Source organism: Pedobacter cryotolerans (genome assembly GCF_005116475.1).
GTDB classification, from domain to species: Bacteria; Bacteroidota; Bacteroidia; order Sphingobacteriales; family Sphingobacteriaceae; genus Pedobacter; species Pedobacter cryotolerans.
In genome coordinates this window covers 15309-40418 of the sequence record NZ_SWBO01000004.1, presented here as the reverse complement: position 1 = coordinate 40418, position 25110 = coordinate 15309, and the positions used below count along the sequence as shown (strand labels likewise).

Sequence of the window (25110 nt, the reverse complement as noted above, 5' to 3'; positions counted from 1 at the left end):
AGCCTAATTAACCTAAACAAATTAATAAAATTTAGCAAATGGCCATTGATATTTTAATTTTTGAAGATAACCAGAACTTACGATTAAGCATTGAAACGATGTTAGAATGGAATGCTGATTTTAATTTACTTATGGCTATTCCTGATGCAAATTCGCTCGATGAAATTTTGCAAACCCACCATGCCGATGTGATTTTAATGGATATTGATATGCCTGGGCTAAACGGCATTGAGGCGCTAAAGAAAATCCGCCATAAAAACCAAGATGTACATGTAATTATGCTTACCGTTTTTGAAGATGAAAACAATATTTTCGATGCTATTTGCGCAGGTGCAAACGGTTATTTACTCAAAAAAAACATAGATCATGTGCCCGCCGCCATACACGATGTAATGGCAGGTGGTGCACCTATGACCAGCATTATTGCTAAAAAAGTGCTTTCTTTTGTACCAAAACATGAAGTTAACCATAAACATGCTATCGAATTATTAACCCAAAGGGAAACTCAAATTTTAGAATATGTAGTGAAGGGTTTTAGCTACAAAATGATTGCAGCAGAGCTAGATATTTCTGTAGAAACCATTCGCAGTCATATTAAAAAAATATACAAAAAACTACATGTTAACAGTGCAACTGAAGCCATTTACAAATACAACCAAGGATAGTTTTTATAAATAAATATAACCCTTATATGGTATTGATGGCTGTTAAGTAAGCAGCTAAATTTGATGAATTAATTAAAAAATCTTGTAATGAAAACTAAACTATTTTTATTATCGATGCTGATTGTTAGCTTTTGCCAAGCTCAAATTAACACCAAAGATATTAAGCGAAATGCTGAGGGCCGAGTTAATGAAACCGTAAACAAAGGGGTAAATGCTGGCATAGATAAAATTGAAAAAGGCATTGGCGGTTTATTTAGTGGCAAAAAAGCAAAAAATACAGTAAAAATTGATAGTGGAGCAAATGTTGAAGCCATTAATGAAACTGAAAAAGCAAGCCAATCCGCTCAGCAAAACGCAGAAATTTTAAGAAAGTTTGACTTTGTGCAGGGCGATAAAATTTTGGTGTTAGAAAATTTTAGTCAAGATAATTTAGGTGATTTCCCAGCCAAATGGAGTACAAATAGTGGGGGAGAAATTGTAGAATTAAATGGGGAGAATTGGTTTAACCCAGGAAAAAATGGCGTATTTATGCCGCAATTCATCAACAACTTACCTGATAATTTCACATTTGAATTTGATGTAAGCAGTAGTGCTAATTTTAACTTCTACAGCAATCCGCTAAGTTTTTCTATTGCTGCACTAGCTAAACCTAGTACAGATTACGTTAAATGGAAGTTGTTTAATCGATTAGGCAGAGATGGGATTGAAGTTGGCATACATCCAAAATCGGTGTCTACATCAAATAGCAAAGGCACAACCAATTATCAAATTTATAACAACGGCAATTATGGCGATAAAAATAAAGCTATGCAAAATGAATTTATCAGTGATATAAAAGCAACTGTACATGTAAGCATTTGGCGCCAAAAAAATCGTTTGAGAATTTACTTAAATCAACAGAAAGTGTGGGACTTACCAACTGCATTTGTTGATGGTAAAAAGTACAACAGCATTCTTTTTCAAACTGGCAATTTTAAAAAAGAAGAAGACAAATATTACATCAATAATTTAAGATTAGCGGTTGGCAATCCTGATACTAGGAATAAGCTCATTAACGAAGGCAAATTTGTATCATCAGGTATTTTATTTGATGTAAACTCTGCCAACATTAAACTCGAAAGTTTAGGATTAATTAAATCCATTGCTATGATTTTACAAGAAAATCCGGCAGTTAAAATTAAGATTATTGGGCATACCGATAGCGATGGAGATGAAAAAGATAACCTAAAACTGAGTAAACAACGTGCCGAAGCATTAAAAACGATGTTAAGCACAGATTTTGAAATTGCCACAGCCAGAATGCAAACCGACGGCAAAGGTGAAAGTGTGCCTGCGATGCCAAATACCAGTGAAATTAATAAGGCTAATAACCGTAGAGTAGAGTTTATCAAAATTAAATAACCTAAAATACAATGAAAAAAATAGTATCTATTGTAATGTTGATGATTTGCTTCATCAGCTTTGCTAATGCACAAAAAGGCAAAAAAGATGATGTTTTTAACAACCCAAATAATAAAGCAGCAAGAATACTCCCTGATTTAAACATATTGCTGGTACCTAGATTAACTAACGGCGGTACCGAGGCTGTTTACGAACCTGTGGTGGGTGTAAATGGAAGAATAAAAATCCCTGTTAATTTGATAATTAAAAACGTAGGTTTTGCAACCTCAAAACCATGTAAGGTGGTTTTATATGCTCACTATCAAAGAAAAAGAACGCTCTCTGAAATTGAACACGGTGTAGCCGAAGGTGCTTTTAATGACGCCGCCGTTTCTGAACCTATGTTGTTAGAAGCAATTGAACAAGGAAAAGATGTTGGAATAAATCATGCTTTCATTTTAAACCGATTTCCAAATTTGGCACCCGGTAAAAAAGTGAGGCTATCGGCTATAATTTTTTATCAACCATTAAATGGCGAATTAAGTAGCGATAACAATAAATCGAGAGTGTTTGAAGTGATTTTAGCGACCGAGCTTTAATGGCATAATTTTAAATTTAGATTATAACAACCAATTGCCCAAATTAATTACCATCATGAAAAAATTATTGTTTCTCTTATTATTATTGCCTGCTTGTTTATCAGCCCAAATAGTTAACAATCGGTATAAGTTGAGTTTGGTACCAAGCAATTTGCGTATGGAACTTGCCAGTGGCAACTTTATAAGAGTTGCCGAAGATTGCAGAGATAGAACGCGTGGCTGTGGTTCACAAGTTTGGTTTGTTGCAGGTGTTAGAGGCAAGCCTAATATTTATCAAATTACCTTAATTGGTAGTGGCAAATATTTAACCTGGGAGGAAGAAACACCAGATGCAATTACTTTAAAAATTAATTTAGAGCCACGTTATCCTAATGAAAAACAAAAATTTCAGCAGTTTATATTTACACTAAACGATAAAGGAAGTTATCAAATACAGCCAGCTGTAGATGGAAATGCGAAAAATGAGTTCTACTTAGGGGCAAATTTTGAAACAGGCTCATATAAAGGTGTTAGATTTTTTAAAACAGCTGCGAGTGAGTTTAGAGAAGTAAGGTTTGCCTGGGTTTTGGCTCCTCCAATTACACCTTTACCCGTTCAAAATAGCGGCCCTGTAATTGTGAGTGCGCCATCAGACAATAAAATTGACATTGATTTTAAAACCGGAGCTGATAATTTGGAAATGAAACCTTTTCAGGAAAATGTTGAGATAAGAATTTTGATTAGAAATAAAGCTGATGCAATTTTATTGAATGCAAACAAAGATCAAAATTGGCCAAATAATTCGATAAAAAGAGTAACTGTTCCCTTGCCTGCCAATATTACTGTAGACGAACTTAAAGAAATTCATGTTTACAGGAACAGAAAAAATGGCGGTACACCTACTACCACCGTATTTAACATCGCCGAAAAAGACAACTGGAACCTGGATAAAATTACGGCAACGGCTAGAATAAAAGAAAATGGAATATTAAAAACCTATCGCTTTGCCGATCTGATTAGTCCATCTGGTAGTTCAAACCCATTGTTCAGATTTGTTTATGAAGGTGGGAACGGAAAAAGTGAAGGACAATTTTTTAAAGGGTTTTTATCAAGTATTGGCTCTGGAGCATCTACAAATTCATCGGCCAATGCTGCCAATGCAAAACCAGTATTTAAAATAGAAACTTTAACTGGCGGAGATGATTTACGTGGTGGCAGTGATAACTTAAATGTATTGATCAGATTAAAAATTAGACCAGTAAGAAACATTGCTATTAACAACATCAATAGTAGCCAAAAATGGGATAATTTTACGGAAAAAACCATTACCAAAACCATTACAGCTGCACCTTTTAGTTTTGATGACATTGAAGATATTGTGCTTAGGCATACTGGTAGAGGAGGCATTGGAGCTGACAACTGGTATTTAGACAAACTTAAAATTACCCTAACAATTGCTGGCGAAACTAGGGTTTTAATAGATCAGGTTAGTGCTCCAATACACTATTTTAAAGGAGATAGCCGCTCAAAAACATTTCAAATTTTAAAATAAAAAACGATGAAAAAAATATTAATTATTACAGCACTATTAATTTATGGTTCTGTAAATGCAAATGCACAGAAAGGTAAAAAAACAGGTGTAGTTGTAAATCCAAACGTAACCGCATCCAGAGCATTACCCGATTTAACTTTCGACTTGATACCTGTAAATGTAACTGGTGGTGAAGGAGTAGAAAAAATTCTTGGCACAAAACGAGATGTGAAAATGGCTATCAATTTTATTGTTAAAAATATAGGAATGGTAAATGCCAAGCCAAGTATGGTTTATGCAGAATACAGCTATAAAGCTACACAAAGAGTTGCCAACGATATTCGTGAAACGATGATTCATCAACAATCTGAGCAAGTACCTATACCTGCTGTTGCAATGGGTAAAGATGACTTGGTTAAACAGGTATTTATCTTTAGAAACACCCCAGAAAATGCTTATGGCAAAGAAATAAAATTGAGGTTAGTTATTGTTCCTACAGGTGTTGGCAGTCAGAATGAACTTTCAAAAACAAATAATTCCTCTGCTGAGATAACCTTAAATATGATCCCCTAGGTTTCTTTAAAATCGTAATACCTTTAATATTAGAAAACTATGAAAATTTTAAAAACATCAGCTTTGCTTATTTTAATTGGATTGGCAACAGCAACTTCGGCACAAGAAAAGAAGAAAGAAGACGTAACTATATTTAACAGACCTTGTCCGCTGCCAACCTATAAAAAAGGACAAACTTCGGCACAAGTTAATGAAGAAACAAGGAAGTATGTAGAATGTAAAAAGCAGCAAGAAGCTCGCCAAAGAGAGCAAGCTCAAGAAGCTGAAAAAAGACGACAAGAAAAATTACAGCAACAAGAAGAGCAAAAAGAAAGAGATAGGTTAAATAGACAAATTGACCAAGAAAAAAGAACAGAAGAGCGACGTAGAGAAAATGTACGCCGAGAAGATGAACGACAACGCAATGCGCTAAATGCGCAAATTGACAAAGAAAAAAGAGCAGAAGAAATTCGTAGACAAAGAGAACAAAATACGAATAGACAACCACAAAGAACACCATCTCCACAAAGAAACGACCCACAAAAAGAAGCCGCCCAACGTGCTAGAGAAGAAAGAATAAGACTGGCAAATGAACGTGCTGCAGAAGAAAGAAGAAAAAAGAGAGCAGCTGAGGGAAATTAACTTTTTACATCATATTTTTTAATAACCAAAAATATTATCATGAAAAATATTTTTATAAAATGGCCAATTGCCATATTATTTATTGCATCAAATCTTAGTTTATCTGCGCAAATTGTAAAGCCAAGTACAATAACCAAAAAACCAGGAAATTTAGCCGTACAAAATATTCAGGAAAAAACTTCAAATGAGCCACTAAAACATTCTTATGCAAATGGTGTAAGTAACGATTATTTGGGTGCAGCAACTGATTATCAAATTTCCGCCGCACCTGCCTTAAGCGATTTTCGATTATGGTTTAAAAACGGCGACCATAAGGTAAGAGCAATAGGTGTTTTACAAGATAATGGTGGTATGTTGGCAAAATATAGCGACCAAAATGGCGATGATCCTTTTCGTGTGGCAGCACAATGGATAAACGTTCCTGGCGCTACCGGAGGAACAGTTACTGCTGCTGGCTCAGGAACATTTAATATTCAGCTACCTCCAAAACCTGTAAATACTACACTTGTAATTTCTGGTTTTTCATTTGAAAGACAACTTGGAACTGATAACAACATTAGAACTATTTCCATAAAAATGGATCAGGAAAAAGCAGTAGCACAGGTAAGTTTTATAGATGACCAGCGAGAGGATTACCGTTCTATTATAGAGCCTACAATGACTAGTGGAGTTTTAATGGTTGTACCATTTGGAACTTTAGTAGGTATCGGATCTACTGGAGAAGCGGTTATAACAAAGATGCTTAATGATGGAAAAAGTACGGCAAGACCATATACAGCAACCATTCAATACGCATACATTCCTAACTCGAGGATTAAAACAAATGGTGCAGTAAGCGGAACTGGCCGTACGAGCAATATGCAAGGGCAAATTCCTAACAGAGGACCAATAGCTTACCGTGGTTTTGTACTTAGATTTAACAATTCAGATCATCATTTGTTAGGATTTGGTATACATATACATGGGATGACAAAATTTCCTGGTCAACTCAATGGAGCGGAAACCTTACCAATAACCTATCAAGATAATAATACAGACGATCCTATTCAATGGTATGTAGATTATTCTCTACTGCAATAATTATGTGATAATGAAAAAAATGCAAAAATTTAGTCTGCTTTTTAGTTTAATAATTACATTTTTAAGTGGCTGTACCGTTTTAAAAAATGGCATTAGCTATAATGGCGAAGAAGGTATTTTTGCTAAACACTTTTTACAGTACCCTACAGATTATAGAAAAGTTGAGTTTGGTGAGCCAAATTTTGATTTGGGTATTGAATTTAAACCTCATAAAAACGGACGGATAAGGGGAATTCGTATTAAAAACCCTCAAACAGGTAATTTAAGAATATCACTTTGGGATGCTGATGAGAAAAAACTGCTAAATACTTACACTTATAATAATGCAACCCCTAATAATTATAATTTTGGATATTTTCACATCCCTGTAAAGGCCAACAAAACCTATTGTTTAACCGTAAATGTTAGAGAATATTATTATCACGCCCTAACATTTGATAAGTTGCCCCTTACTTTACCAGAAATTACGCTTAACAGTAGTGTTTATGCCGAAGGTATTTACCAACGCTACCCCGAGTTTAGGGTTGATAATGTAGTACATGGTTTAATTGATTTAGATTTTGAGTGGGAAGTGAAATAATTTTTTGAAGCGCAATTGCAATACATATTTTAATGTTATTCCCACTTTACGCTGTATCTTTTTGGCTGTCCTTCGATACCAGCCACGGCGGGCAAGCGCTCAGGATGACAGCCAAAAAGTATGCCGCTCCAATTGGGGCTAAAAACTTAGGCTTTTGCTATTAAACCCCTCATAGCCTAAAAAACTAATGTTTTATAAACCCGATTGAAGTGAAAATACTTTTTTTGAAAACCTCGTAGGTTTTAGAAACCTACGAGGTTTGATTATAAAAAAGATTGAAACGTAAAGCGGGGCTATCGTAAGCGACGCCTCACTGAAATTGCTTTACCCCTAAATCCCCTAAAGGGGACTTTAAGTTTAATGTTACTCTACCGAAGCTCTAAACATTAATGCACCAACGGTTAAATTTGTACGACTATCAATTAAAATTGCTGAACCATTTGCACGGTTATCGCCATACAAATCGAAAGCCAAAGCATCAGCTGTTTTAACAATAACACGCCCAATATCATTTAGTTTAAACTCATCTGCAGTGTGTTTTTCTAAAGTATTGATATCCACTTTGTGCAAAATTTCGTTGATTTTACACTTGGTAGTTTTACTATTATGTTGAATTATATACATGATTGATGTATCCAAAGCACGGGTATCCATCCAACATAAATCGGCTTCAATTAGTTTAGATTCTATTGGTAAAGCCGAAGAGTTTACCAAGGTATCGCCCCTACTGATATCGATGTTATCTTTTAAATGAATAATTACCGATTGCCCAGCTAAAGCTTGTTCTAATTCATTTTCAAAAAACTCAATTTTACTAATGGTTGAGCTTGTACCAGCTGGCAAAGCTGTAACCTTATCGTTAACTTTAAAAGTACCGCTTAACACCCTACCAGCGTAACCGCGGTAATCATGCAACTCGTCTGTTTGCGGCCTTATAACCCATTGCACAGGCATCCGAGCTTTTGTGGTTTTATCTTGCAAATCAGTATCTACCTGCTCTAAAAAGTGCAATAAACTTTCTCCTTCGTACCAGTCCATATTTGTAGATGGTTGCACTATATTATCGCCTTTAAGTGCGCTAACCGGAATATAAGTAACCTCTTTTAAACCTAAATTTTGGGCCAATGCTTTGTATTTTTCTTTAATGGCCGTAAAAACAGTTTCGCTGTAATCCATCATATCCATTTTATTAATGGCGACAACGATATGCTTAATACCTAACAGCGAAACCAAATAAGAATGGCGAATGGTTTGCTCTACCACTCCATTTCTAGCATCAATTAAAATGATGGCTAAATTGGCCGTAGAAGCACCTGTAACCATATTTCTGGTATATTGAATGTGGCCAGGCGTATCGGCTATGATAAACTTTCGCTTTGCTGTTTGGAAATATTTATAAGCCACATCTATGGTAATACCTTGCTCACGTTCGGCTCTTAAACCATCGGTTAAAATGGCTAAATCTATCGTTCCATCGTCGTTTTTACGGTTAGAGCTTTGCAAAGCTTCCAACTGATCGGCTAAGATAGAATCTGTATCGTATAACAAACGACCAATGAGGGTACTTTTACCATCATCTACACTGCCCGCTGTAAAAAATTTTAGTATGTTCATTTTAATTAGATGTGAGAAGTTAGATTTGAGATATGAGATATAACCAACTCTCTAACTTCATTAATATTTATATTTACTTTAGATTTGGAAGATGCAAGGTTCTCAAATCTCACATCTCAATACTCAAATCTTTTTACATTTACTCTAGATTTGGCTGATGCAAGGTTCTCAAATCTCATATCTCAATACTCAAATCTTTTTACATTTACTCTAGATTTGGCTGATGCAAGGTTCTCAAATCTCACATCTCAATACTCAAATCTCTTTAAAAATATCCCCCTTTTTTTCTGTCTTCCATTGCGGCTTCAGAAACTTTATCGTCTAATCGAGCGCCACGTTCTGAAATTTTAGATTCGCTGATTTCTTGAATAATGTCATCTATCAAATCTGCATCAGATTCTACCGCAGCTGTACAAGACATATCGCCTACGGTACGGAAACGTACTTTTTTACTTTCTACTAAATCTTCATCATCCATATTTAAAAACGGAGAAGCTGCCATTAATTGACCGTTACGGGTAATGCAATCGCGTTGGTGTGCAAAATAAATGCTAGGCAAAGCGATGTTTTCTCTTCGAATGTAATTCCAAACATCAAGTTCAGTCCAGTTACTAATTGGAAATACCCTTACGTTTTCACCTTTATGGATTTTACCGTTGTAAATGTTCCATAACTCTGGGCGTTGGCGCTTTGGATCCCATTGCCCAAACTCATCACGAACCGAAAAAATACGTTCTTTGGCACGAGCTTTTTCTTCATCTCTTCTGGCACCTCCGATGCAGGCATCGAATTTATGTTCTAAAATGGTATCTAAAAGTGTAACGGTTTGTAAAGCGTTTCTACTGGCATTTTTACCAGTTTGCTCAATCACTTTCCCCTCATCAATAGATTGTTGTACCGAACCGATAATAAGCTTTTCACCAATCCTTGCTACCATTTCATCACGGTATTGAATGGTTTCTTCGAAATTATGTCCAGTATCAATATGTACCAATGGAAAAGGAAATTTGCCCGGTCTAAATGCTTTTTCTGCCAATCGCACTAAAGTAATTGAATCTTTTCCGCCAGAAAAAAGTAATGCTGGTTTCTCAAATTGCCCTGCTACTTCACGTAAAATGTGAATGGCTTCGGCCTCTAATTCGTCTAAATAATCCAAATTGTATTCGCTCATTTGTAGTCCTCTTATATTATTTCGTCATTGCGAGATTTCGATTTTTCATCGAAACGAAGCAATCTTTCTTGTATGATAGATTGCTTCTCCGCCGCGTCGGATTGCGATGACGATTGTTAATTTATTTTTCTATTGCCTTGGTTTGTGTCTTCACGAACCATTTAATTATCAAGCCTATCGCTTTAAGATTGCTTCGTTCCTCGCAATGACGATTGGGCTAAGCTCTTCGCTTTGGTCTCCATTACCCTCAGCCTTCAACCTTCATACCCTCTGCTGTACCATGCAAGCCGCATTCTTTTTTACTTTGGTCTTCCCACCACCATCTACCTGCTCTAAAATCTTCGCCAGGTTGCACCGCTCTTGTACATGGGGCACAGCCGATGCTTGGAAAGCCTTTATCATGTAAAGTATTGTAAACGATGTTATTTACCTTTATATATTGCTTTACCTCGTCTAAAGTCCACTCGAAAATTGGATGGAATTTAATGAGTTGATTTGATGCATCATATTCCAGATCATGCATATCTTCTCTGTTTGCGCTTTGTTCTGCCCTAATTCCAGTTACCCAAATTTCATTACCATACAAAGCTCTTTTTAATGGCTCTATTTTTCGGATATGACAACACTCTTTTCTATGCTCTACACTTTCGTAAAAACTATTTGGCCCTTTAGTGTTTACCATTCGCTCTAACAAATCTGCCTGTGGGTAATAAGCGTGAATAGTTTGTTGGTAAACTTCTAAAGTTCTATTCCACACATAATAAGTTTCAGGAAATAACCTTCCAGTTTCTAAAGTAAACACCTTAATTGGAATTTTATTGGCAAAAATCAAATCCGTAATTACTTGATCTTCCCAGCCAAAACTAGTGCTAAAAACAATTTTACCTTGATATTTTTTGGTTAAATACCAAAGCTTTTCAACAATGGTTAAACCAGCCAATTCTTGCTTTAAATTTTCTAATTCCTCCATCTAAATTAATTTTAAAATAAATAAAATCACACTGCGCAAACTCACCAACATTACAATTATGCCTACTGCTACCATAATTGTTTTTGCAGATATTTTATTTGAAACCCTTGCTGCAATTGGTGAAGCTAAAGCACTACCAATGATTAAACCTACAACCGCTTCCCAATACCTGCCGCCCAACATGGTAAAAAAAGTAAGGGAACTTAAAGTGGCAATAAAAAATCTGGAGATTTTTACTGTTCCAAGTGAAAATAATGGATGACGACCACCTGCAATTAGGCTTGATAATACAATTGATCCCCAACCTCCGCCAAATGCAGCATCTATAAAACCGCCAACAAACCCCAAAGGTGCAATTTTTTTAATTTTTTGAGCGCCCGTTTTTTTCTTTTTAATGTTGAAGGCTTTCAGCAAAATAACACCACCTAAAAACAATGTATAAACACCAACAACTGGCTTAACATAAGCACTATAATGTTCTAAAGAAGATAAAATATAAGCACCTAATACAGCACCAATAATTGCCGGAATGATTAAAATTTTAAAGAGTTTCCAATTAACGTTGCCCATTTTGTAATGCATCCAACCTGCAATGCCATTGCTTAGCACTTCAGAAATATGAATTGCCATACTTGCAGATGCTGGTGGTAAACCCATTGCTAAAGAAAAAGATGCTGTAGTTACACCATAAGACATACCTATGGCTCCATCTATCATTGCAAAAACAAAACCTGCACCTAAAAACCAGTAAAATAATGGATCAATATGAATTAAAAAGCTTTGGAAAGCTGGTTCGGTATTCCATAAAGTTAAACCTGCAGTGTAAATAAATAATACAGCCGAAACCCAAATTAACCATTTGATATTTCGCTCTGCGAAGCTTTTTTTATTGTTAATTAATCCTTCGGTAACTTGATTTAACTTTTTAACTTTTGAAGCAAAATCGCCTTTTAAGGTTTGGCGCAAAGCACTCATGTTTTGCAAAGTATCATCTAGCTCTGCCGGAATACCCTCATTTAAAATCTCTTTTAAACGTTTGGCAATAGTAGGAGATTTACCATTAGTAGAAATCGCAATTTTTAAATCGCCTTTTTTAACAATAGAACCCAGATAAAAATCGCAGAGTTCTGGTTTATCAGCAACATTAATTAATAACCCTCTTTGGTGTGCATCGGCTCTTATAATTTCATTTAAAGCATTATCGTTTGTAGCTGCAAAAACAATATCTACCTCATTTAAATCATCAGCATCGTAGCTTTTTTGATATATTTTTAATTTTGGATAGCTTTTAGCCAATTCCTTAATTTCTAGATTTACATTTTCAGCAACCAATTTTACATCAGCCTGTTGGCTATTATTTAAAATTGCTATTAGTTTCTCTAAACCAATGTTTCCACCACCAATTAATAAGGTACGCAACTTGTTCAGTTTAATAAAAACCGGAAAAAGTTGATTGCCTTTTACTTCATCAGCAAAAGCAGCATGCTCATTAATTTTAAGAGATGGCAACATACTGTTTAATCATTGTTTTAAATGATGGATGTAAAGAAACCACTTCGCCAAAAATTAGTAATGCTGGCGCTTGTATTTTTTCTCTCTTCGAGATTTCTAAAATAGAACTTACCGTACCAACTACTAATTTTTCGTTATCTGATGAACCATTTTGCACAACCGCAGCCGGTAGATTTTGTTTGCCTTCGGCTTTAAAAATGGCTACTATTTCAGCTAATTTTTTCAAACCCATTAAAATAATCACTGTTGCGTTAGATTTTGCAGCTTGATAAATATCATCAGACAATGCCCCGCTAGAAACCGTACCTGTAATTACCCAAAAACTTTCGCTCAATCCGCGATGCGTAACCGGAATTTGTTGTAAACCCGGCACACCAATAGAACTAGATATACCTGGAATAACGCTTACTGGAATATTATAAGAATCCGCATAATCCAACTCCTCATAACCCCTGCCAAATACAAAGGGATCGCCACCTTTTAAACGCACTACATGACCATAGTTTAACGCATAATCTACCATCAATTTGTTAATGGCATCTTGCGCAAAAGAATGTTCGCCAGAGCGTTTACCAACATAAACTTTAATGGCTTCTGCAGGTGCGTGAGTTAATAATGCTTCATTTGTTAAGGCATCATACAACACAACATCGGCAGCTTGCAAGGCTTTAACTCCTTTTAAGGTGAGTAAATCTGGGTCGCCTGGACCAGCGCCTAGTAGGGTTATTTTGGGTTCTATATTTATGTATGTCATTTTATTTAATTTTGAATGAGAGAAGTTCTAATTTTGAATGAGAGAGTTATGTAATTTTGAATGAATGAATTTTGAATGAGAGAATATTTGCGACCTTTCTATTCATTCATTCACTCATTCTATCATTCCATCATTCTCTAATTCTATCATTCCATCCTTCACTCATTTTCTTTTCACTTTTATTTCATTTAAAAAATCATTTGCTTCTCCAAAATATTGGTGAGCAAACTCAGCAGATGGTTCATTTTTATTAATTTGAAGCACTAAATCGGCAAATGTTCCCTCAAATTTAAACTCGCCACTTTCTACAAAATGATTGTCAAATTCTCTAATTACGCCAACTTGTGTGCTGCTGTTAATTCCTTTATCTAACAATAAAGATTTAGCCGCATTTACCATTGTACTGTAGCTATGGTAGATCGAATCGGCATAAGCCTCATTTTGCAAAGCTTCATTTGCCCAACCTAATTTCTCTTCGGCTTCTAACAATAAAGTAGATACCAAATCAATTACCACTCCAGCACATTCGCCAACCCCAATTGCAGTTACAAAGGTTTCTTCGTGGCCCCAATCCACAAACTCTTCTGCTTTTAGATTAGTTAAATCGCCAAGTGGTTTTAGTAACTGATAAAAATGATCTTTGCCTTTTCTATCATAATATTGATGGAAGTTTTCTTCACCTAAATTGTTGGCCTTAAAATCGTTTAACAAATAATGTAAAACCTGAGGTGCTCTTTTAGATGGCACTTTTATCACTCTTTCTGCTACTCTGCCCACGCCATTACCAACCGTTCCGCCGCCTAACATTACTTGTACCGCTGGTACCACTTTACCTTCTGCTTTTACCGAACTACCATGAAAACCAATTTCGGCCAAACCATGCTGACCGCAAGAATTCATACAACCAGAAATTTTTATTTTGATATTTTTCTCGTAAATAAATTCTGGAAAATCTTCATAAATCACTTCTTCTAACACCTCAGCTAAAGTCATGCTGTTAGAAATACCCAAATTACAGGTATCTGTACCTGGGCAAGTGGTAATATCTGCCAAACTATCAAAACCTGCATTGGCAAAGCCGATATCTGATAAGGCATTGTATAAAGATGGCAAAGCCGATTCTTGTACAAACTTTAACAACAAACCTTGATTTTGAGTGATACGAATTTCATCAGCCACGTAAGGTCTCACCGCATTTACAAAAGCTCGTACTTTATCGGTTTTGATATCGCCAACCAAAACTTTTACATAAACGCCAAACAAACCATTCTGCTTCTGCTCAAAAACATTAGTCGCCAACCAATGTTGGTAATGGCTTTCGTTCTCTAAAACAACCTCAGCATAATCTTGCGTAAACGGATAACTTGGTAACGGAACTGTAGTTAAATCTATTTTATAAGTTTTTACTTTATTGGCTGTCCTTTCTTCATCAACCAAACGTAAAACCTCTTCTAAACCCAATTTTTGAACCAAATATTTTAAACGAGCCTTGTTTCGGTTGTTGCGTTCGCCGTGGCGATCAAAAACACGTAAAACAGATTCCGTAAAAGGAATTAATTGATCTTCTGGTAAAAAATCATTAATCGCATTGGCCAAAAAAGGCTGTGCACCTAAACCGCCAGCAAATAAAACTTTAAATCCACGCTCGCCAGCTTCATTAATTTTCGGGATAAAACCTAAATCATGGATATAACTGTAGGCGGTATCTTTATCACTCGATGAGAAAGAAATTTTAATCTTTCGCCCCATTTCTTGGCAAATCGGGTTGCGCAAAAAGTAAGCAAAAACTGCTTGTGCATAGGGCGAAACATCAAAAGGTTCATCTGGGTCAATACCCGATGTTGGTGATGAAGTAACGTTACGAACAGTATTTCCGCAAGCTTCACGCAAGGTAATGTCGTCTTTTTCTAGTTTTGCCCAAAGTTCTGGCGTTCTATCTAAACTTACGTAATGCAACTGAATATCTTGGCGGGTAGTTAAGTGCAAATTGCCACTTCCATATTCATCTGCAATGTCGGCAATGCGCAAAAGTTGTTTAAAACTCACTTTACCAAAAGGCAGTTTAATACGGATCATTTGTACACCAGGTTGGCGCTGCCCATAAACTCCCCTAGCTAATCGCAGACTTCTAAAACGCTCTTCGTGTATTTTTCCAGAACGAAAATCATTGATTTTTCTCTCTAAATCGATAATATCTTTCTCTACAATCGGATTTTCTAATTCTGTTCTAAAACTTTGCATAATTATATTAAGTGTCTTTTTACCCTATTTTATTTGTCAAGCACTATAAATTTTATCGCTAAACAAAATAATATGATGCAAATATATAAAGTATATAGACTTAGTAGTCTTTTATTTTTACTTTTTTTGAAATAATTTTAGATTACGATGAGATTTGTTGTTGCAAGGATTTGAAAACGAACGGCATAAGTTTTTGGCAACTTACAGCCCTGCTATTCCCTACCCGCCTACCGCAGGCAGGCAATCTTTTTTGTTTGTCCTTCGACACCAGCCACGGCAGGCAAGCGCTCAGGATGACAAACAAAAAAGGATTTTCGCTGCTATCAGGTTTAGACATTATGTGGCTTTGCATCTTGGCAAAACTCAACCTTGCAAAGTTTTGTAATTGGGCTACTGTTTTCGTCTCTTTACTAAAATAAACTATGGATTGCATTTAACTATTATAGTAAATTACAAGTTGAAAACCCTGAGCGTGTCTTTTAACCATATAAGAAATATAAATTTATTTAAGCCGTGGCTTATATTGTCTTACATGCCTTATATGGTGATTTTTAAAATATTGCTGCTGGTAAAACCTAAATAGTTGCAAAAGATTTGCGTTTTAGCCCCGACATACGCGGAAATACCCCGATTCTTCATCGGGGATTGAAGCATTGGCGGGACTGATGCAACCGATGAAATACTGAAACTGCGCTCCTAAAAATTATCTAAAATATGCTTCTGTTACAGAGATCCTTCGCTACGCTCTGGATGACAAACTTTTTAGGTTAACAATGATTATATTGCTTCTGGATTAATCGCTGTTTTTTCGCGTTCGATGATATTTGCAATACTTGTTTCGCTCAAAACTTTAAGTGAGGCATCTCTTACATCAATAAATGCCTTACGAATTCCGCAGGTAACCTCATCATGGCATTCTTCGCAACGGTGGTAAAATTTTAAACTGGCACAAGGTACCATCGCAATTGGCCCATCGGTAATGCGCAAAATATCTACCAAGTAAATATCTTTTGGATCTTTATTTAGACTGTAACCACCTCCAGCTCCTTTTTTACTGTATAAATATCCAGCATTACGGAGATCTAGTAGGATTTGCTCTAAGAATTTTTTTGGAATATGCTCTTCTTCGGCAATACGGGCAATTTGCATTGGTGGCTCATTTAGGTGTTTACCTAAAATTACCAGTGCTTTTATAGCGTACTTTGTCTTTTTTGATAGCATAAGCAACAAAGCTAATAAAAAAGTTGTGAGTTGTGAGTGGTTATATGTAAGATTTTGGTTGACTATAAACTTTAAAACTCTCACATTTGCTGCATGACTTATATTGAAAAACTAGCTGCCATTCGCCAACAAATGAAACAGAATGGCGTTTCGGCTTACATTATTCCATCTGCCGACCCACATATTAGCGAATATTTGCCTAGCCGTTACAAATGCATTCGCTTTGTTACTGGTTTTACAGGCTCTGTAAGTACTGTAGTTATTACACAAGATTTTGCAGGTTTGTGGGCCGATGCTCGTTATTTTGAACAAGCTGAAGAACAGTTAGAGGGAAGTGGTTTTGAATTGGTAAAACTAAAAGTTCAAAATAACCCTGAGTACATTAATTGGTTAACCGAGGTTTTGCCAGTAGGCTCAACCGTTGCCTTCGATGAGCAATTGGTATCAGTTGTTTTGGGTGAATTATTAGAGCAACAATTGGCTTTTAAGCAAGTAGAATTTAAAAATCAAGATTATTTAAGTGCTATTTGGGAGAATAGGCCTGAATTACCAAAAAACCCAGCGTTTTTAATTGATGAGCAATATATTGGTCAGTCTGTTGCTGATAAATTAACTGCGGTTAGAAAAGTGATGAAGCAAAATCATGCGAATTGCCACTTAATTTCGTCGTTAGATGATATGGCATGGCTTTTTAATATGCGTGGCAGTGATGTGAGTTACAATCCGGTAGTTTTAAGTTTTGCATTAATTACAACTGAAAAAGCTACAATTTACATCGATAAAAATAAATTAACTGATGCTGATTTAAGTGTTTTAGCTGATAACGGCGTTGAAGTTTTAGCTTATGAAGCTGTTGGTGATGGATTAACCAATATTCCATCAGAAAGTACAATTTTAATTGACCCAAAAAGAACCTGTTTTGGTTTGTACAAATTAATTCCTGCATCGGTACAAAAAGTTTTAAATACCAATCCATCTACCTCGTTAAAGTCAATTAAGAACGACGTTGAGATTAAAAATACGCGTTTGGCAATGGTAAAAGATGGAGTTGCCATAACTCAATTTTTAAAATGGGTTAAAGACAATGTTGGCAAAATAGCAATAACCGAAATTTCTGCTGCTGCACAATTAAGAGAATTTAGAGCTGCACAAGATGGTTTTGTGGGCGAGAGTTTTAATACCATTGCAGCCTACAAAGCTCATGGTGCCTTGCCACATTACGGCGCAACCGAGCAAAGTGATGTTACCATCAAAGCTGAAGGTTTATTTTTGGTTGATTCTGGCGGTCAATATCGTTACGGTACGACTGATATTACTAGAGTTATCCCAATGGGGAATAATACCGAAGAAGAAAGCATTGATTATACTTTGGTGCTAAAAGCGATGATTGAAGGTTGTAAAACACGTTTCCCGAAAGGTACTTGTGGCTACCAAATTGATGCCATTACCCGCCGACCAATGTGGGATTACGCTTTAAATTATGGTCACGGAACTGGCCATGGTGTTGGTTACTTCTTAAATGTACACGAAGGTCCGCAGGTTTTTAATGCTACAGCAACTGCAGTGCCTATTGAATTAGGCATGATTACTTCTATTGAACCAGGAATTTACCGCCCAGGCAAACATGGTATTAGGATAGAAAATTTAGTATTAACCGTTAAAGATGAGGTAAACCAATTTATTGAGTTTTACGCATTTGAGGCTTTAACCCTAGCTCCTATTGATACAACATTGGTTAAAAAAGAGTTATTGGAACAAGCGCATATTGATTGGTTAAATAATTATCATGCTTTGGTTTACGATCAGCTTAGTCCGTTTTTGAGTGAAGAGGAAAAGGTATTTTTAGCGGAGATGACGGTTATGTTGTAAAAGTCGGGAAGTTGGAAGCTAGTAGCGTAAAAAAAATCATTCTTAATTTTGGCTTTGGGCTTTCAGCTTTTTAAACCACCTAAGAAACCTGAGAGAACCTAAGAATTCTGAATTTAGGTATTTTGATATTTTCATTTTATTCGTTGGTCTTCAGCTTTAGGCATTAGTGTTTGACCTTTATTTTGTGCTTGAATATGAAGTGTTTAACATTAAAATAATGCTTTTTACTTTTGCTCAACAAACAAGCGATAAAATTTGCTGTTATTTAGTTATTATAAAAATCTAAAAATAGAACCATTATGATTATTCAACTGAACACTGATAAAAATTTAACGATACACAGCGAATACGAAGCGCAGATTACAGAAAAGTTAAATGTTGACTTAGAAAGATATACCGATTACATTACCAGAATTGAAGTACACATGAGCGACGAGAATGGTAGCAAAGGTGGCGTTAACGACAAAAAGTGTTTGTTAGAGGCAAGGTTAGAAGGTAAACAGCCTATTGTAACCAGCGATTTAGGTGACACTTATGATTTAGCTTTAAAAGGTGCTACTGAAAAATTAAGAAATGCCTTAAATACAACGGTAAGTAAAATGAAAGCGCATTAAAATAGAATATTGTTATCTTATAGAAAAGACCGATTTAATCGGTCTTTTTTGGTTTAAAGTTAAATTGATTACTAAAATAAAAATTTATTAAATTTAAAAATCTAAATATAGATTACTGAACAATCCTTCAATTTAAAATCATCATCTTTTTATTTAAAATTGAATGAATAGATAAAATTCTTAGCTATTATTTATTTAATTTTCACAAGCATTAGGTTATGATAAAAATATCACCTATCATAAGAGAGATTAATTAAGTACATATTAGAAATAATTATTAAAAAAATGAAAAAAAGCAATAATTGGACGCGTGAAGAAACTATTGTTGCTTTTAATGTATATTGTAAAATACCTTTTAAAGATAGTAGTAAAACAAATCCCTTAATAATTAAACATGCGAATATAATAGGTCGAAGTCCATCGGCCTTAAATATGAAAGTTGGAAATTTTGGCAGACTTGATCCAGAATTACGGAAACAAGGAATAGTTGGATTAAGAAATGGTAGTAAAATTGACGAAATTGTTTGGGATGAGTTTAATGGAAATTGGAATAAATTAGCTTATGAAAGTGAATTGTTAATTGCTGAGTTTCAAAACAGAAATATCGAAGATACTATTGATGTAGAATTGCTTGAATTTCCTTTAGGTTTAGAAAGAAAGGCTTTAATTAAGCAAAGAGTAAATCAAAATTTTTTCCGCTCCACAATACTTGCCTCGTATAATCAAAAATGCTGTATTACAGGAATACCTATTCCTGAACTTTTAGTTGCAAATCATATATTACCTTGGAAAATCGATGAAAAAAATCGACTCAATCCACACAACGGCTTATGCTTAAATTCACTTCATGATAAAGCATTTGACAAGGGTTATATTACTGTTACGCCAGAATTTAAGATAAAAGTTTCAAACCATTTTGATGACTTCAATAAAAGTCAAACAATTTCAGACCTCTTTTTAAAATATGATAAAAAAAATATTATATTACCTGATAAATTCATTCCATCAAAAGATTTTTTAGATTTCCATTACCAACAAATTTTTAAAAAATGAAACACAAATTATCAGTAATATTTGGAGAAGATCAAGCTCATAAAATTTATAACAATCAGCTATTATCTGATGAGGAGCTTGAAATTAACTTAAAAAAATATTCATTCAACTCATTGGAGGAAAAATCTGCCTTTATTAAAGGTATGAATGAAGCATTAGGTTGGAATAATCTTTGTATTCCTGAGCTAGAATTTATGAAGAAATAAAAAAACATGGTTTAGAGAAATTATATAAATCATTTACAAAATTTAGATTGATTAAAATTTGTCGATTTAAACTCCCTACAAAACACCCCTCAATTTCACCCAAACATTTTCTGCTAAAATTTTATCACCTTCGGCAGTTGGATGAATACCATCTGGTTGATTTAAAGCGGGCACACCTCCTACTTTATCCAATAAAAACGGAATTAAAACCATGTTATTTTTTTCAGCCAATTTTGGGAACATTTCTTTAAAATCGTTTGCATAAGTACTGCCCATATTTGGTGGAACTTGCATACCTGCCATTACCATTTTCACCTCAGGATATTTGTTTTTTACAGCATCAATAATCGCTTGTAAATTTTTAGTGGTTTCTGCAACTGCAATACCTCTTAACCCATCATTAGCACCTAATTCTAGCACAAAAACATCAACCTTTTGTTTCAAAAGCCATTCTATTCGGCTTTTGCCAGCGGCAGATGTTTCGCCACTTAAGCCTGCATTAATAACTTTATAAGGTAATTTTAAAGAATCTATTCTATTTTGGATCAAAGTAGGGTAAGCTTCCGAAGGATCTAAACCTAAACCTGCAGTTAAGCTTGTACCGAAAAATACAATGTTTTTTGTACTGTTATTTTTATCGACTACAGCCAAAGTATCTGTTTCGGTTTTTTGGTTGTCATTTTTTGTATTACCACAAGCGCCAAGCATGGCAATTAAAACAATAGCAGGCATTAAACGTTTTCGTAACATATCTAAATTTTATCAATCTAATTCACAAACCTATTATCTTTAACAGGTTTTCAAACATAAATGTTTGTGCTTAAATATAGTTAAAAACTTAAAACACGATTACAATTGGAAAGTATCCTCGACATTAAAAACGTAAGCAAAATATATAAAAGCGGCAATCACTCGCTTACCGTATTAAATGATATTAATTTTTCTATTTCTAAAGGCGAAACTGTTGCTATAACTGGCCCTTCAGGTAGCGGAAAAACAACTTTGCTTGGCTTATGTGCTGGTTTAGACAGGGCTAGTTCTGGTTCTGTTGTTTTAAGTGGCGTGGCTTTAGATAGCTTAAGCGAAGATGAAAGAGCTGCAGTCCGCAATCAATATGTAGGTTTTATATTTCAGAATTTTCAGTTATTGCCAACCTTAACTGCATTAGAAAATGTAATGGTTCCGCTGGAGTTAAGGGGTGAAAAAAATAGTAAAGCCTTCGCTTTGGATTTATTGGCAAAAGTTGGTTTGGCTGATAGAGCAGATCATTATCCTGTGCAATTATCTGGTGGCGAACAGCAACGCGTTTCATTAGCTAGAGCATTTTCTAACAAACCTGCGCTACTTTTTGCCGATGAACCTACAGGAAACTTGGATGCTGAAACCAGCGAAAAAATCATCAAACTGTTGTTTGATTTGAATAAAGATGCGGGCACAACTTTGGTAATTGTTACACACGATTTAGATTTAGCAGCTAGAACCAATAGAATTATTAAAATTAAAGGCGGACAAATTATAGCCAACGAAACTCCTCAACATGCTTAAGAACGAAATTCCTAAACAACAAATTGGTTTTTCTTGGCTGTTAAAAATGGCTTGGAGAGATAGTAGAAAAAATCGTTCTCGCTTGTTACTTTTCATCTCGTCAATTGTATTGGGTATTGCAGCTTTGGTTGCCGTTTATTCTTTTAAAGATAATTTAGAAAACGACATCAACAACCAAGCAAAAGAGCTAACTGGTGCCGATTTAATTATCGAAAGTAAAAGAGCAGTTGCACCTGCTACCCTAAAAAGCATCGAAACTTTAGGTGATGAAAGAGCCACAGAAAGAACCTTCGCCTCTATGGTTTACTTCATCAAAAATGGTGGAAGTAGATTAATTCAAATTAAGGCATTAGAAGGAAAATTTCCATTTTATGGTAAAATAGAAACTAAGCCTACACAAGCTGCAACTAATTTTCAAGAAGATAGAAATGCTTTGGTAGACCAAACTTTAATGCTACAATACAACGCTAAAGTTGGGGACTCGGTAAAAGTAGGCGACTTAAAATTTAAAATTTTAGGCATTTTAGAAAAAGCACCCGGACAAACGGGTATTTCAGCAAGTGTTGCGCCAATAGTTTATATTCCGCTTAAATATTTAGAACAAACTGGCTTAACTAAAATTGGCAGTCGCATTACTTACCGTTTTTATTACCAATATCGCAATGCGGATGAATTGGCGAAAACCATTAAAACATTAGAACCAAAAGTTGAAAAAGAAGGTTTAGATATCGAAACCGTTGCTTCTAAAAAAGAAGAAACCGGTAGATCTTTTAGAGACATGAGCAGGTTTTTGGCGCTATCAGGTTTTATCGCTTTGCTTTTAGGTTGCATTGGAGTAGGTAGCGCCATACATGTGTATATACAAGAGAAACTGAGCACCATTGCAACTTTACGTTGCTTGGGCTTAAAGGCTAAACATGCATTCTTCATCTATTTGATACAAATTTCTATTATTGGATTAATTGGTGCCATATTGGGTTCAATTTTGGGTACGCTGATACAATTTTTATTACCTATTGTGCTTAAAGATTTTCTGCCAGTAGAAATCACGATGCAAATTTCGTGGTTAGCTGTTGCACAAGGCATTATCTTAGGCTTAATTATCTCTGTGCTGTTTGCTTTGCCATCGCTTTTAGGTGTGAGGAAAATTTCTCCTTTAAATGCAATTAGAGCTTCTTTTGAAAACCAACAAACTAAAAGAGACTCATTATTGTGGTTGGTTTACGCATTTATGGCGCTGTTTGTATTTGGGTTTACTTATTTACAAATGCGATCGGTGATGCAAACAATTGCATTTACCTTAGCTATAGGTATTGCTTTTTTATTGCTCCTATTATTTTCAAAAACCTTAATGTTTTTGGTAAAGAAGTTTTTACCATCTGCTTGGAGCTATTTATGGCGCCAAGGTTTTGCAAACTTATATCGTCCAAACAACCAAACTTTAATGTTAACGGTTTCTATTGGTCTTTCCACTGCGTTTATCGCTACCTTATTTTTTGTCCAAGGCATTTTAATCAATCGCGTTACACTTTCATCAGGTGCAAACCAACCCAATATGGTGATGTTCGATATTCAGAACTCGCAAAAACAAGAGCTCAACAAACTGACCAAATCTTACAAATTACCATTAATGAACCAAGTTCCGATTATTACTATGCGGATTGAAGAAATTAATGGCAAAAAACTAGAAGCTGATACAGGGAATGCTAGGGCTTTTAGAGGAGAAATTAGAGCCACGTATCAAGATAGTTTAACAGCAGCCGAAAAATTAATCAGCGGAGTTTGGACTGGAAAAGTTGAAGAAGGAACTGAAACAATTCCTATATCATTAGAGCAAGGATATGCTAACAGAATTAAGGTAAAACTGAAAGATAAAATCCTTTTCAATGTTCAGGGAATGCTAATTCCAACAGTTGTTGGCAGCATAAGAGAAGTAAATTGGGGAACCATGCAAACCAATTTTAGAGTTGTTTTTCCGGCTGGAGTTTTAGAAGCAGCACCGCAGTTTCATGTGTTAATGACCAGAGTTCCTTCTAAAGAAGTTTCTGCCAAATACCAAAGTGATGTGGTAAATGCTTTTCCAAATATTTCGATGATAGATTTAGATTTGGTACTTAAATTACTAGATGAGTTGTTGGATAAAATTGGTTTTGTAATTAGGTTTATGGCGGGTTTTAGTATGGCCACAGGGTGGATTGTTTTACTCTCATCAGTACTAACCAGCAAAAACCAACGCATAAAAGAAAGTATTCTACTGAGAACTTTAGGCGCAAGCAAAAAACAAATTCTATCTATCAATGCGGTAGAGTATTTCTTTCTTGGTGTTTTTGCAGCAGGTGCTGGATTAGTTTTAGCCATTGGCGGAAGTTGGTTATTGGCCAAGTTTAGTTTCGAAGCTAATTTTGCTCCTCCACTAGTACCCATTTTTGTTTTGTTTTCAATTGTTGTTGGTTTAGTTGTTATAACAGGTGTTTGGAGTACAAAAAGCATCTTAAATCAGCCACCATTAAAAATTTTGAGAAACGAGGGATAAATCGTACTCTTTAAAGGAATATTTTGTTACAAAAACCTTAATTAACTACACTTTTATATTAAATCAATCTATTTATTTGTAAAAAACAAACATTTAATTCATAAAGTTATATGTTTAAACAAACATTTTTATATTTTTAACCACGCTCTATTTTTAACGGCATAACAATTGCCAAAAAGTTAACGATGGAAAAAAAATATAAATTAGACTTTAAACAAATTATTTTAATATTATTTTTACTATTAAACATAAACTCTATTAAGGCACAAACTACTGGTTATGGCTGCCTATTTAACAGTAGGATTTATCAACAATATTTAGGTGAAGCATCACCTTATGGAGGTGCTAAAATGAGGTATTACAAATCAAATGGTACTTATGTTGATATAAACTATAATAACTATAATAGTTCAAAACCAAACTATTATGGTTATGAATGCAATAAAGTAAATTCTTTTCCTGCAAGTCAAGTAGGGCCTGAGCAAAAAGAATTTGTAAGCCAAGGTAAGTCCTGTATTATTTCTACTAGTAGAGGAGGAGAGATTAATGGTCATGGTGATTATGTATATTATTCCTATAATAATCCTACATATTGTTCAACAAGCAAACCTGTTAATGTGCCATTAGATAGCTATATATGGTTATTAATTTTAGGAGTTGGCGGTATTGGTGCTTTTCTCATTAGCAAAAAAGGATATTTAGCTTAATTTTCGTAATAATTCCATTAAATTTTTTCTATTAATCTGTTATCATCCCGAACATTATCTTTTATACATTGTTTATCATATAAATTAATAAG

23 protein-coding genes are annotated in these 25110 nt (G+C 34.9%); 15 read left to right on the top strand and 8 right to left on the bottom strand.

Annotated features, from left to right (window positions below):
- Positions 1–38 precede the first annotated feature (38 nt).
- The 8 genes from FA045_RS08010 (at position 39) to FA045_RS07975 (ending at position 7008) form a co-directional block, all read left to right on the top strand.
- Positions 39–665, top strand: a complete 627-nt coding sequence (locus tag FA045_RS08010) for a response regulator (protein WP_136876314.1) — start codon at positions 39–41, stop codon at positions 663–665.
- Between the two features lie 87 nt (positions 666–752).
- Complete coding sequence (locus FA045_RS08005; protein ID WP_136876312.1) at positions 753–2066, top strand: OmpA family protein; 1314 nt, start codon at positions 753–755, stop codon at positions 2064–2066.
- Positions 2067–2077: 11 nt separating this feature from the next.
- Positions 2078–2644 (top strand): hypothetical protein, encoded by a 567-nt coding sequence (locus FA045_RS08000; RefSeq protein ID WP_136876310.1) that lies wholly within the window; start codon positions 2078–2080, stop codon positions 2642–2644.
- A gap of 55 nt (positions 2645–2699) precedes the next feature.
- The gene (locus FA045_RS07995; protein WP_136876308.1) at positions 2700–4175 is read left to right on the top strand and encodes an RICIN domain-containing protein; all 1476 of its coding nucleotides are present in this window, start codon (positions 2700–2702) and stop codon (positions 4173–4175) included.
- A gap of 6 nt (positions 4176–4181) precedes the next feature.
- Entirely contained in the window at positions 4182–4727 is a 546-nt protein-coding gene (locus FA045_RS07990; RefSeq protein WP_136876306.1) for a hypothetical protein, read from the top strand.
- 39 nt (positions 4728–4766) lie between these two features.
- Entirely contained in the window at positions 4767–5348 is a 582-nt protein-coding gene (locus FA045_RS07985; protein ID WP_136876304.1) for a hypothetical protein, read from the top strand.
- A gap of 39 nt (positions 5349–5387) precedes the next feature.
- The gene (locus tag FA045_RS07980) at positions 5388–6428 is read left to right on the top strand and encodes a hypothetical protein (protein WP_136876302.1); all 1041 of its coding nucleotides are present in this window, start codon (positions 5388–5390) and stop codon (positions 6426–6428) included.
- 10 nt (positions 6429–6438) lie between these two features.
- On the top strand, positions 6439–7008 hold the full coding sequence (locus tag FA045_RS07975) for a DUF4082 domain-containing protein (RefSeq protein WP_136876300.1): 570 nt from the start codon (positions 6439–6441) through the stop codon (positions 7006–7008).
- Between the two features lie 363 nt (positions 7009–7371).
- On the opposite strand, the gene FA045_RS07970 is transcribed toward FA045_RS07975, so the two are convergent.
- From FA045_RS07970 to FA045_RS07940, 7 genes are all read right to left on the bottom strand, one after another.
- On the bottom strand, positions 7372–8622 hold the full coding sequence (locus FA045_RS07970) for a sulfate adenylyltransferase subunit 1 (protein ID WP_136876298.1): 1251 nt from the start codon (positions 8620–8622) through the stop codon (positions 7372–7374).
- 265 nt (positions 8623–8887) lie between these two features.
- Positions 8888–9793 (bottom strand): sulfate adenylyltransferase subunit CysD, encoded by a 906-nt coding sequence (cysD, locus tag FA045_RS07965; RefSeq protein ID WP_205943123.1) that lies wholly within the window; start codon positions 9791–9793, stop codon positions 8888–8890.
- A 247-nt stretch (positions 9794–10040) separates the two neighbouring features.
- The gene (locus tag FA045_RS07960) at positions 10041–10763 is read right to left on the bottom strand and encodes a phosphoadenylyl-sulfate reductase (RefSeq protein WP_136876296.1); all 723 of its coding nucleotides are present in this window, start codon (positions 10761–10763) and stop codon (positions 10041–10043) included.
- Positions 10764–12275, bottom strand: coding sequence for a TSUP family transporter (locus FA045_RS07955; protein ID WP_136876293.1), 1512 nt, complete (start codon positions 12273–12275; stop codon positions 10764–10766). It abuts the gene before it with no gap.
- Positions 12259–13029 (bottom strand): uroporphyrinogen-III C-methyltransferase, encoded by a 771-nt coding sequence (gene cobA / locus FA045_RS07950; RefSeq protein ID WP_136876291.1) that lies wholly within the window; start codon positions 13027–13029, stop codon positions 12259–12261. The genes FA045_RS07955 and cobA overlap by 17 nt, the downstream gene beginning before the upstream one ends.
- Before the next feature lie 162 nt (positions 13030–13191).
- Entirely contained in the window at positions 13192–15270 is a 2079-nt protein-coding gene (locus FA045_RS07945; protein WP_136876289.1) for a HEPN domain-containing protein, read from the bottom strand.
- A gap of 777 nt (positions 15271–16047) precedes the next feature.
- Positions 16048–16491: an RrF2 family transcriptional regulator gene (locus FA045_RS07940; protein ID WP_136876287.1), complete on the bottom strand. Its 444-nt coding sequence runs from the start codon at positions 16489–16491 to the stop codon at positions 16048–16050.
- Between the two features lie 93 nt (positions 16492–16584).
- On the opposite strand from FA045_RS07940, the gene FA045_RS07935 reads away from it, so the two are divergent.
- The 4 genes from FA045_RS07935 to FA045_RS07920 all read left to right on the top strand — a co-directional run bounded on the left by FA045_RS07935 (position 16585) and on the right by FA045_RS07920 (position 20233).
- On the top strand, positions 16585–18360 hold the full coding sequence (locus tag FA045_RS07935; RefSeq protein ID WP_136876285.1) for an aminopeptidase P family protein: 1776 nt from the start codon (positions 16585–16587) through the stop codon (positions 18358–18360).
- Positions 18361–18659: 299 nt separating this feature from the next.
- Positions 18660–18974 carry an HPF/RaiA family ribosome-associated protein gene (locus FA045_RS07930; protein WP_136876283.1) on the top strand — a complete coding sequence of 105 codons (315 nt, stop codon included), beginning with the start codon at positions 18660–18662 and terminating at the stop codon, positions 18972–18974.
- 285 nt (positions 18975–19259) lie between these two features.
- Entirely contained in the window at positions 19260–20027 is a 768-nt protein-coding gene (locus tag FA045_RS07925; RefSeq protein WP_136876281.1) for an HNH endonuclease, read from the top strand.
- Positions 20024–20233 carry a hypothetical protein gene (locus tag FA045_RS07920; protein WP_136876279.1) on the top strand — a complete coding sequence of 70 codons (210 nt, stop codon included), beginning with the start codon at positions 20024–20026 and terminating at the stop codon, positions 20231–20233. Before FA045_RS07925 ends, FA045_RS07920 begins: the two co-directional genes overlap by 4 nt.
- Before the next feature lie 75 nt (positions 20234–20308).
- Here the strand turns inward: FA045_RS07920 and FA045_RS07915 are convergent, their stop codons facing one another.
- Complete coding sequence (locus tag FA045_RS07915) at positions 20309–20983, bottom strand: arylesterase (RefSeq protein ID WP_136876277.1); 675 nt, start codon at positions 20981–20983, stop codon at positions 20309–20311.
- Positions 20984–21088: 105 nt separating this feature from the next.
- Between FA045_RS07915 and FA045_RS07910 the strand changes: the two genes are divergently transcribed.
- The 3 genes from FA045_RS07910 to FA045_RS07900 all read left to right on the top strand — a co-directional run bounded on the left by FA045_RS07910 (position 21089) and on the right by FA045_RS07900 (position 25018).
- Positions 21089–21778 (top strand): ABC transporter ATP-binding protein, encoded by a 690-nt coding sequence (locus tag FA045_RS07910; protein WP_136876275.1) that lies wholly within the window; start codon positions 21089–21091, stop codon positions 21776–21778.
- Positions 21771–24311, top strand: coding sequence for an ABC transporter permease (locus FA045_RS07905; protein ID WP_205943122.1), 2541 nt, complete (start codon positions 21771–21773; stop codon positions 24309–24311). The genes FA045_RS07910 and FA045_RS07905 overlap by 8 nt, the downstream gene beginning before the upstream one ends.
- A 185-nt stretch (positions 24312–24496) precedes the next feature.
- A complete protein-coding gene (locus FA045_RS07900; protein WP_136876273.1) occupies positions 24497–25018 on the top strand; it encodes a hypothetical protein in 522 nt (173 codons plus the stop codon).
- The last annotated feature ends 92 nt before the right edge of the window (positions 25019–25110 follow it).

Coding starts and splice junctions, on each gene's coding strand:
- FA045_RS07975 (WP_136876300.1), top strand. CDS start 6,439: ATGAAAAAAATGCAAAAATTTAGTCTGCTTTTTAGTTTAATAATTACA.
- FA045_RS08010 (WP_136876314.1), top strand. CDS start 39: ATGGCCATTGATATTTTAATTTTTGAAGATAACCAGAACTTACGATTA.
- FA045_RS07990 (WP_136876306.1), top strand. CDS start 4,182: ATGAAAAAAATATTAATTATTACAGCACTATTAATTTATGGTTCTGTA.
- FA045_RS07930 (WP_136876283.1), top strand. CDS start 18,660: ATGATTATTCAACTGAACACTGATAAAAATTTAACGATACACAGCGAA.
- cobA (WP_136876291.1), bottom strand. CDS start 13,029: ATGACATACATAAATATAGAACCCAAAATAACCCTACTAGGCGCTGGT.
- FA045_RS08005 (WP_136876312.1), top strand. CDS start 753: ATGAAAACTAAACTATTTTTATTATCGATGCTGATTGTTAGCTTTTGC.
- FA045_RS07915 (WP_136876277.1), bottom strand. CDS start 20,983: ATGTTACGAAAACGTTTAATGCCTGCTATTGTTTTAATTGCCATGCTT.
- FA045_RS07920 (WP_136876279.1), top strand. CDS start 20,024: ATGAAACACAAATTATCAGTAATATTTGGAGAAGATCAAGCTCATAAA.
- FA045_RS07985 (WP_136876304.1), top strand. CDS start 4,767: ATGAAAATTTTAAAAACATCAGCTTTGCTTATTTTAATTGGATTGGCA.
- FA045_RS07960 (WP_136876296.1), bottom strand. CDS start 10,763: ATGGAGGAATTAGAAAATTTAAAGCAAGAATTGGCTGGTTTAACCATT.
- FA045_RS07970 (WP_136876298.1), bottom strand. CDS start 8,622: ATGAACATACTAAAATTTTTTACAGCGGGCAGTGTAGATGATGGTAAA.
- FA045_RS08000 (WP_136876310.1), top strand. CDS start 2,078: ATGAAAAAAATAGTATCTATTGTAATGTTGATGATTTGCTTCATCAGC.
- FA045_RS07955 (WP_136876293.1), bottom strand. CDS start 12,275: ATGTTGCCATCTCTTAAAATTAATGAGCATGCTGCTTTTGCTGATGAA.
- FA045_RS07905 (WP_205943122.1), top strand. CDS start 21,771: ATGCTTAAGAACGAAATTCCTAAACAACAAATTGGTTTTTCTTGGCTG.
- FA045_RS07940 (WP_136876287.1), bottom strand. CDS start 16,491: ATGCTATCAAAAAAGACAAAGTACGCTATAAAAGCACTGGTAATTTTA.
- FA045_RS07900 (WP_136876273.1), top strand. CDS start 24,497: ATGGAAAAAAAATATAAATTAGACTTTAAACAAATTATTTTAATATTA.
- FA045_RS07945 (WP_136876289.1), bottom strand. CDS start 15,270: ATGCAAAGTTTTAGAACAGAATTAGAAAATCCGATTGTAGAGAAAGAT.
- FA045_RS07995 (WP_136876308.1), top strand. CDS start 2,700: ATGAAAAAATTATTGTTTCTCTTATTATTATTGCCTGCTTGTTTATCA.
- FA045_RS07925 (WP_136876281.1), top strand. CDS start 19,260: ATGAAAAAAAGCAATAATTGGACGCGTGAAGAAACTATTGTTGCTTTT.
- FA045_RS07935 (WP_136876285.1), top strand. CDS start 16,585: ATGACTTATATTGAAAAACTAGCTGCCATTCGCCAACAAATGAAACAG.
- cysD (WP_205943123.1), bottom strand. CDS start 9,793: ATGAGCGAATACAATTTGGATTATTTAGACGAATTAGAGGCCGAAGCC.
- FA045_RS07980 (WP_136876302.1), top strand. CDS start 5,388: ATGAAAAATATTTTTATAAAATGGCCAATTGCCATATTATTTATTGCA.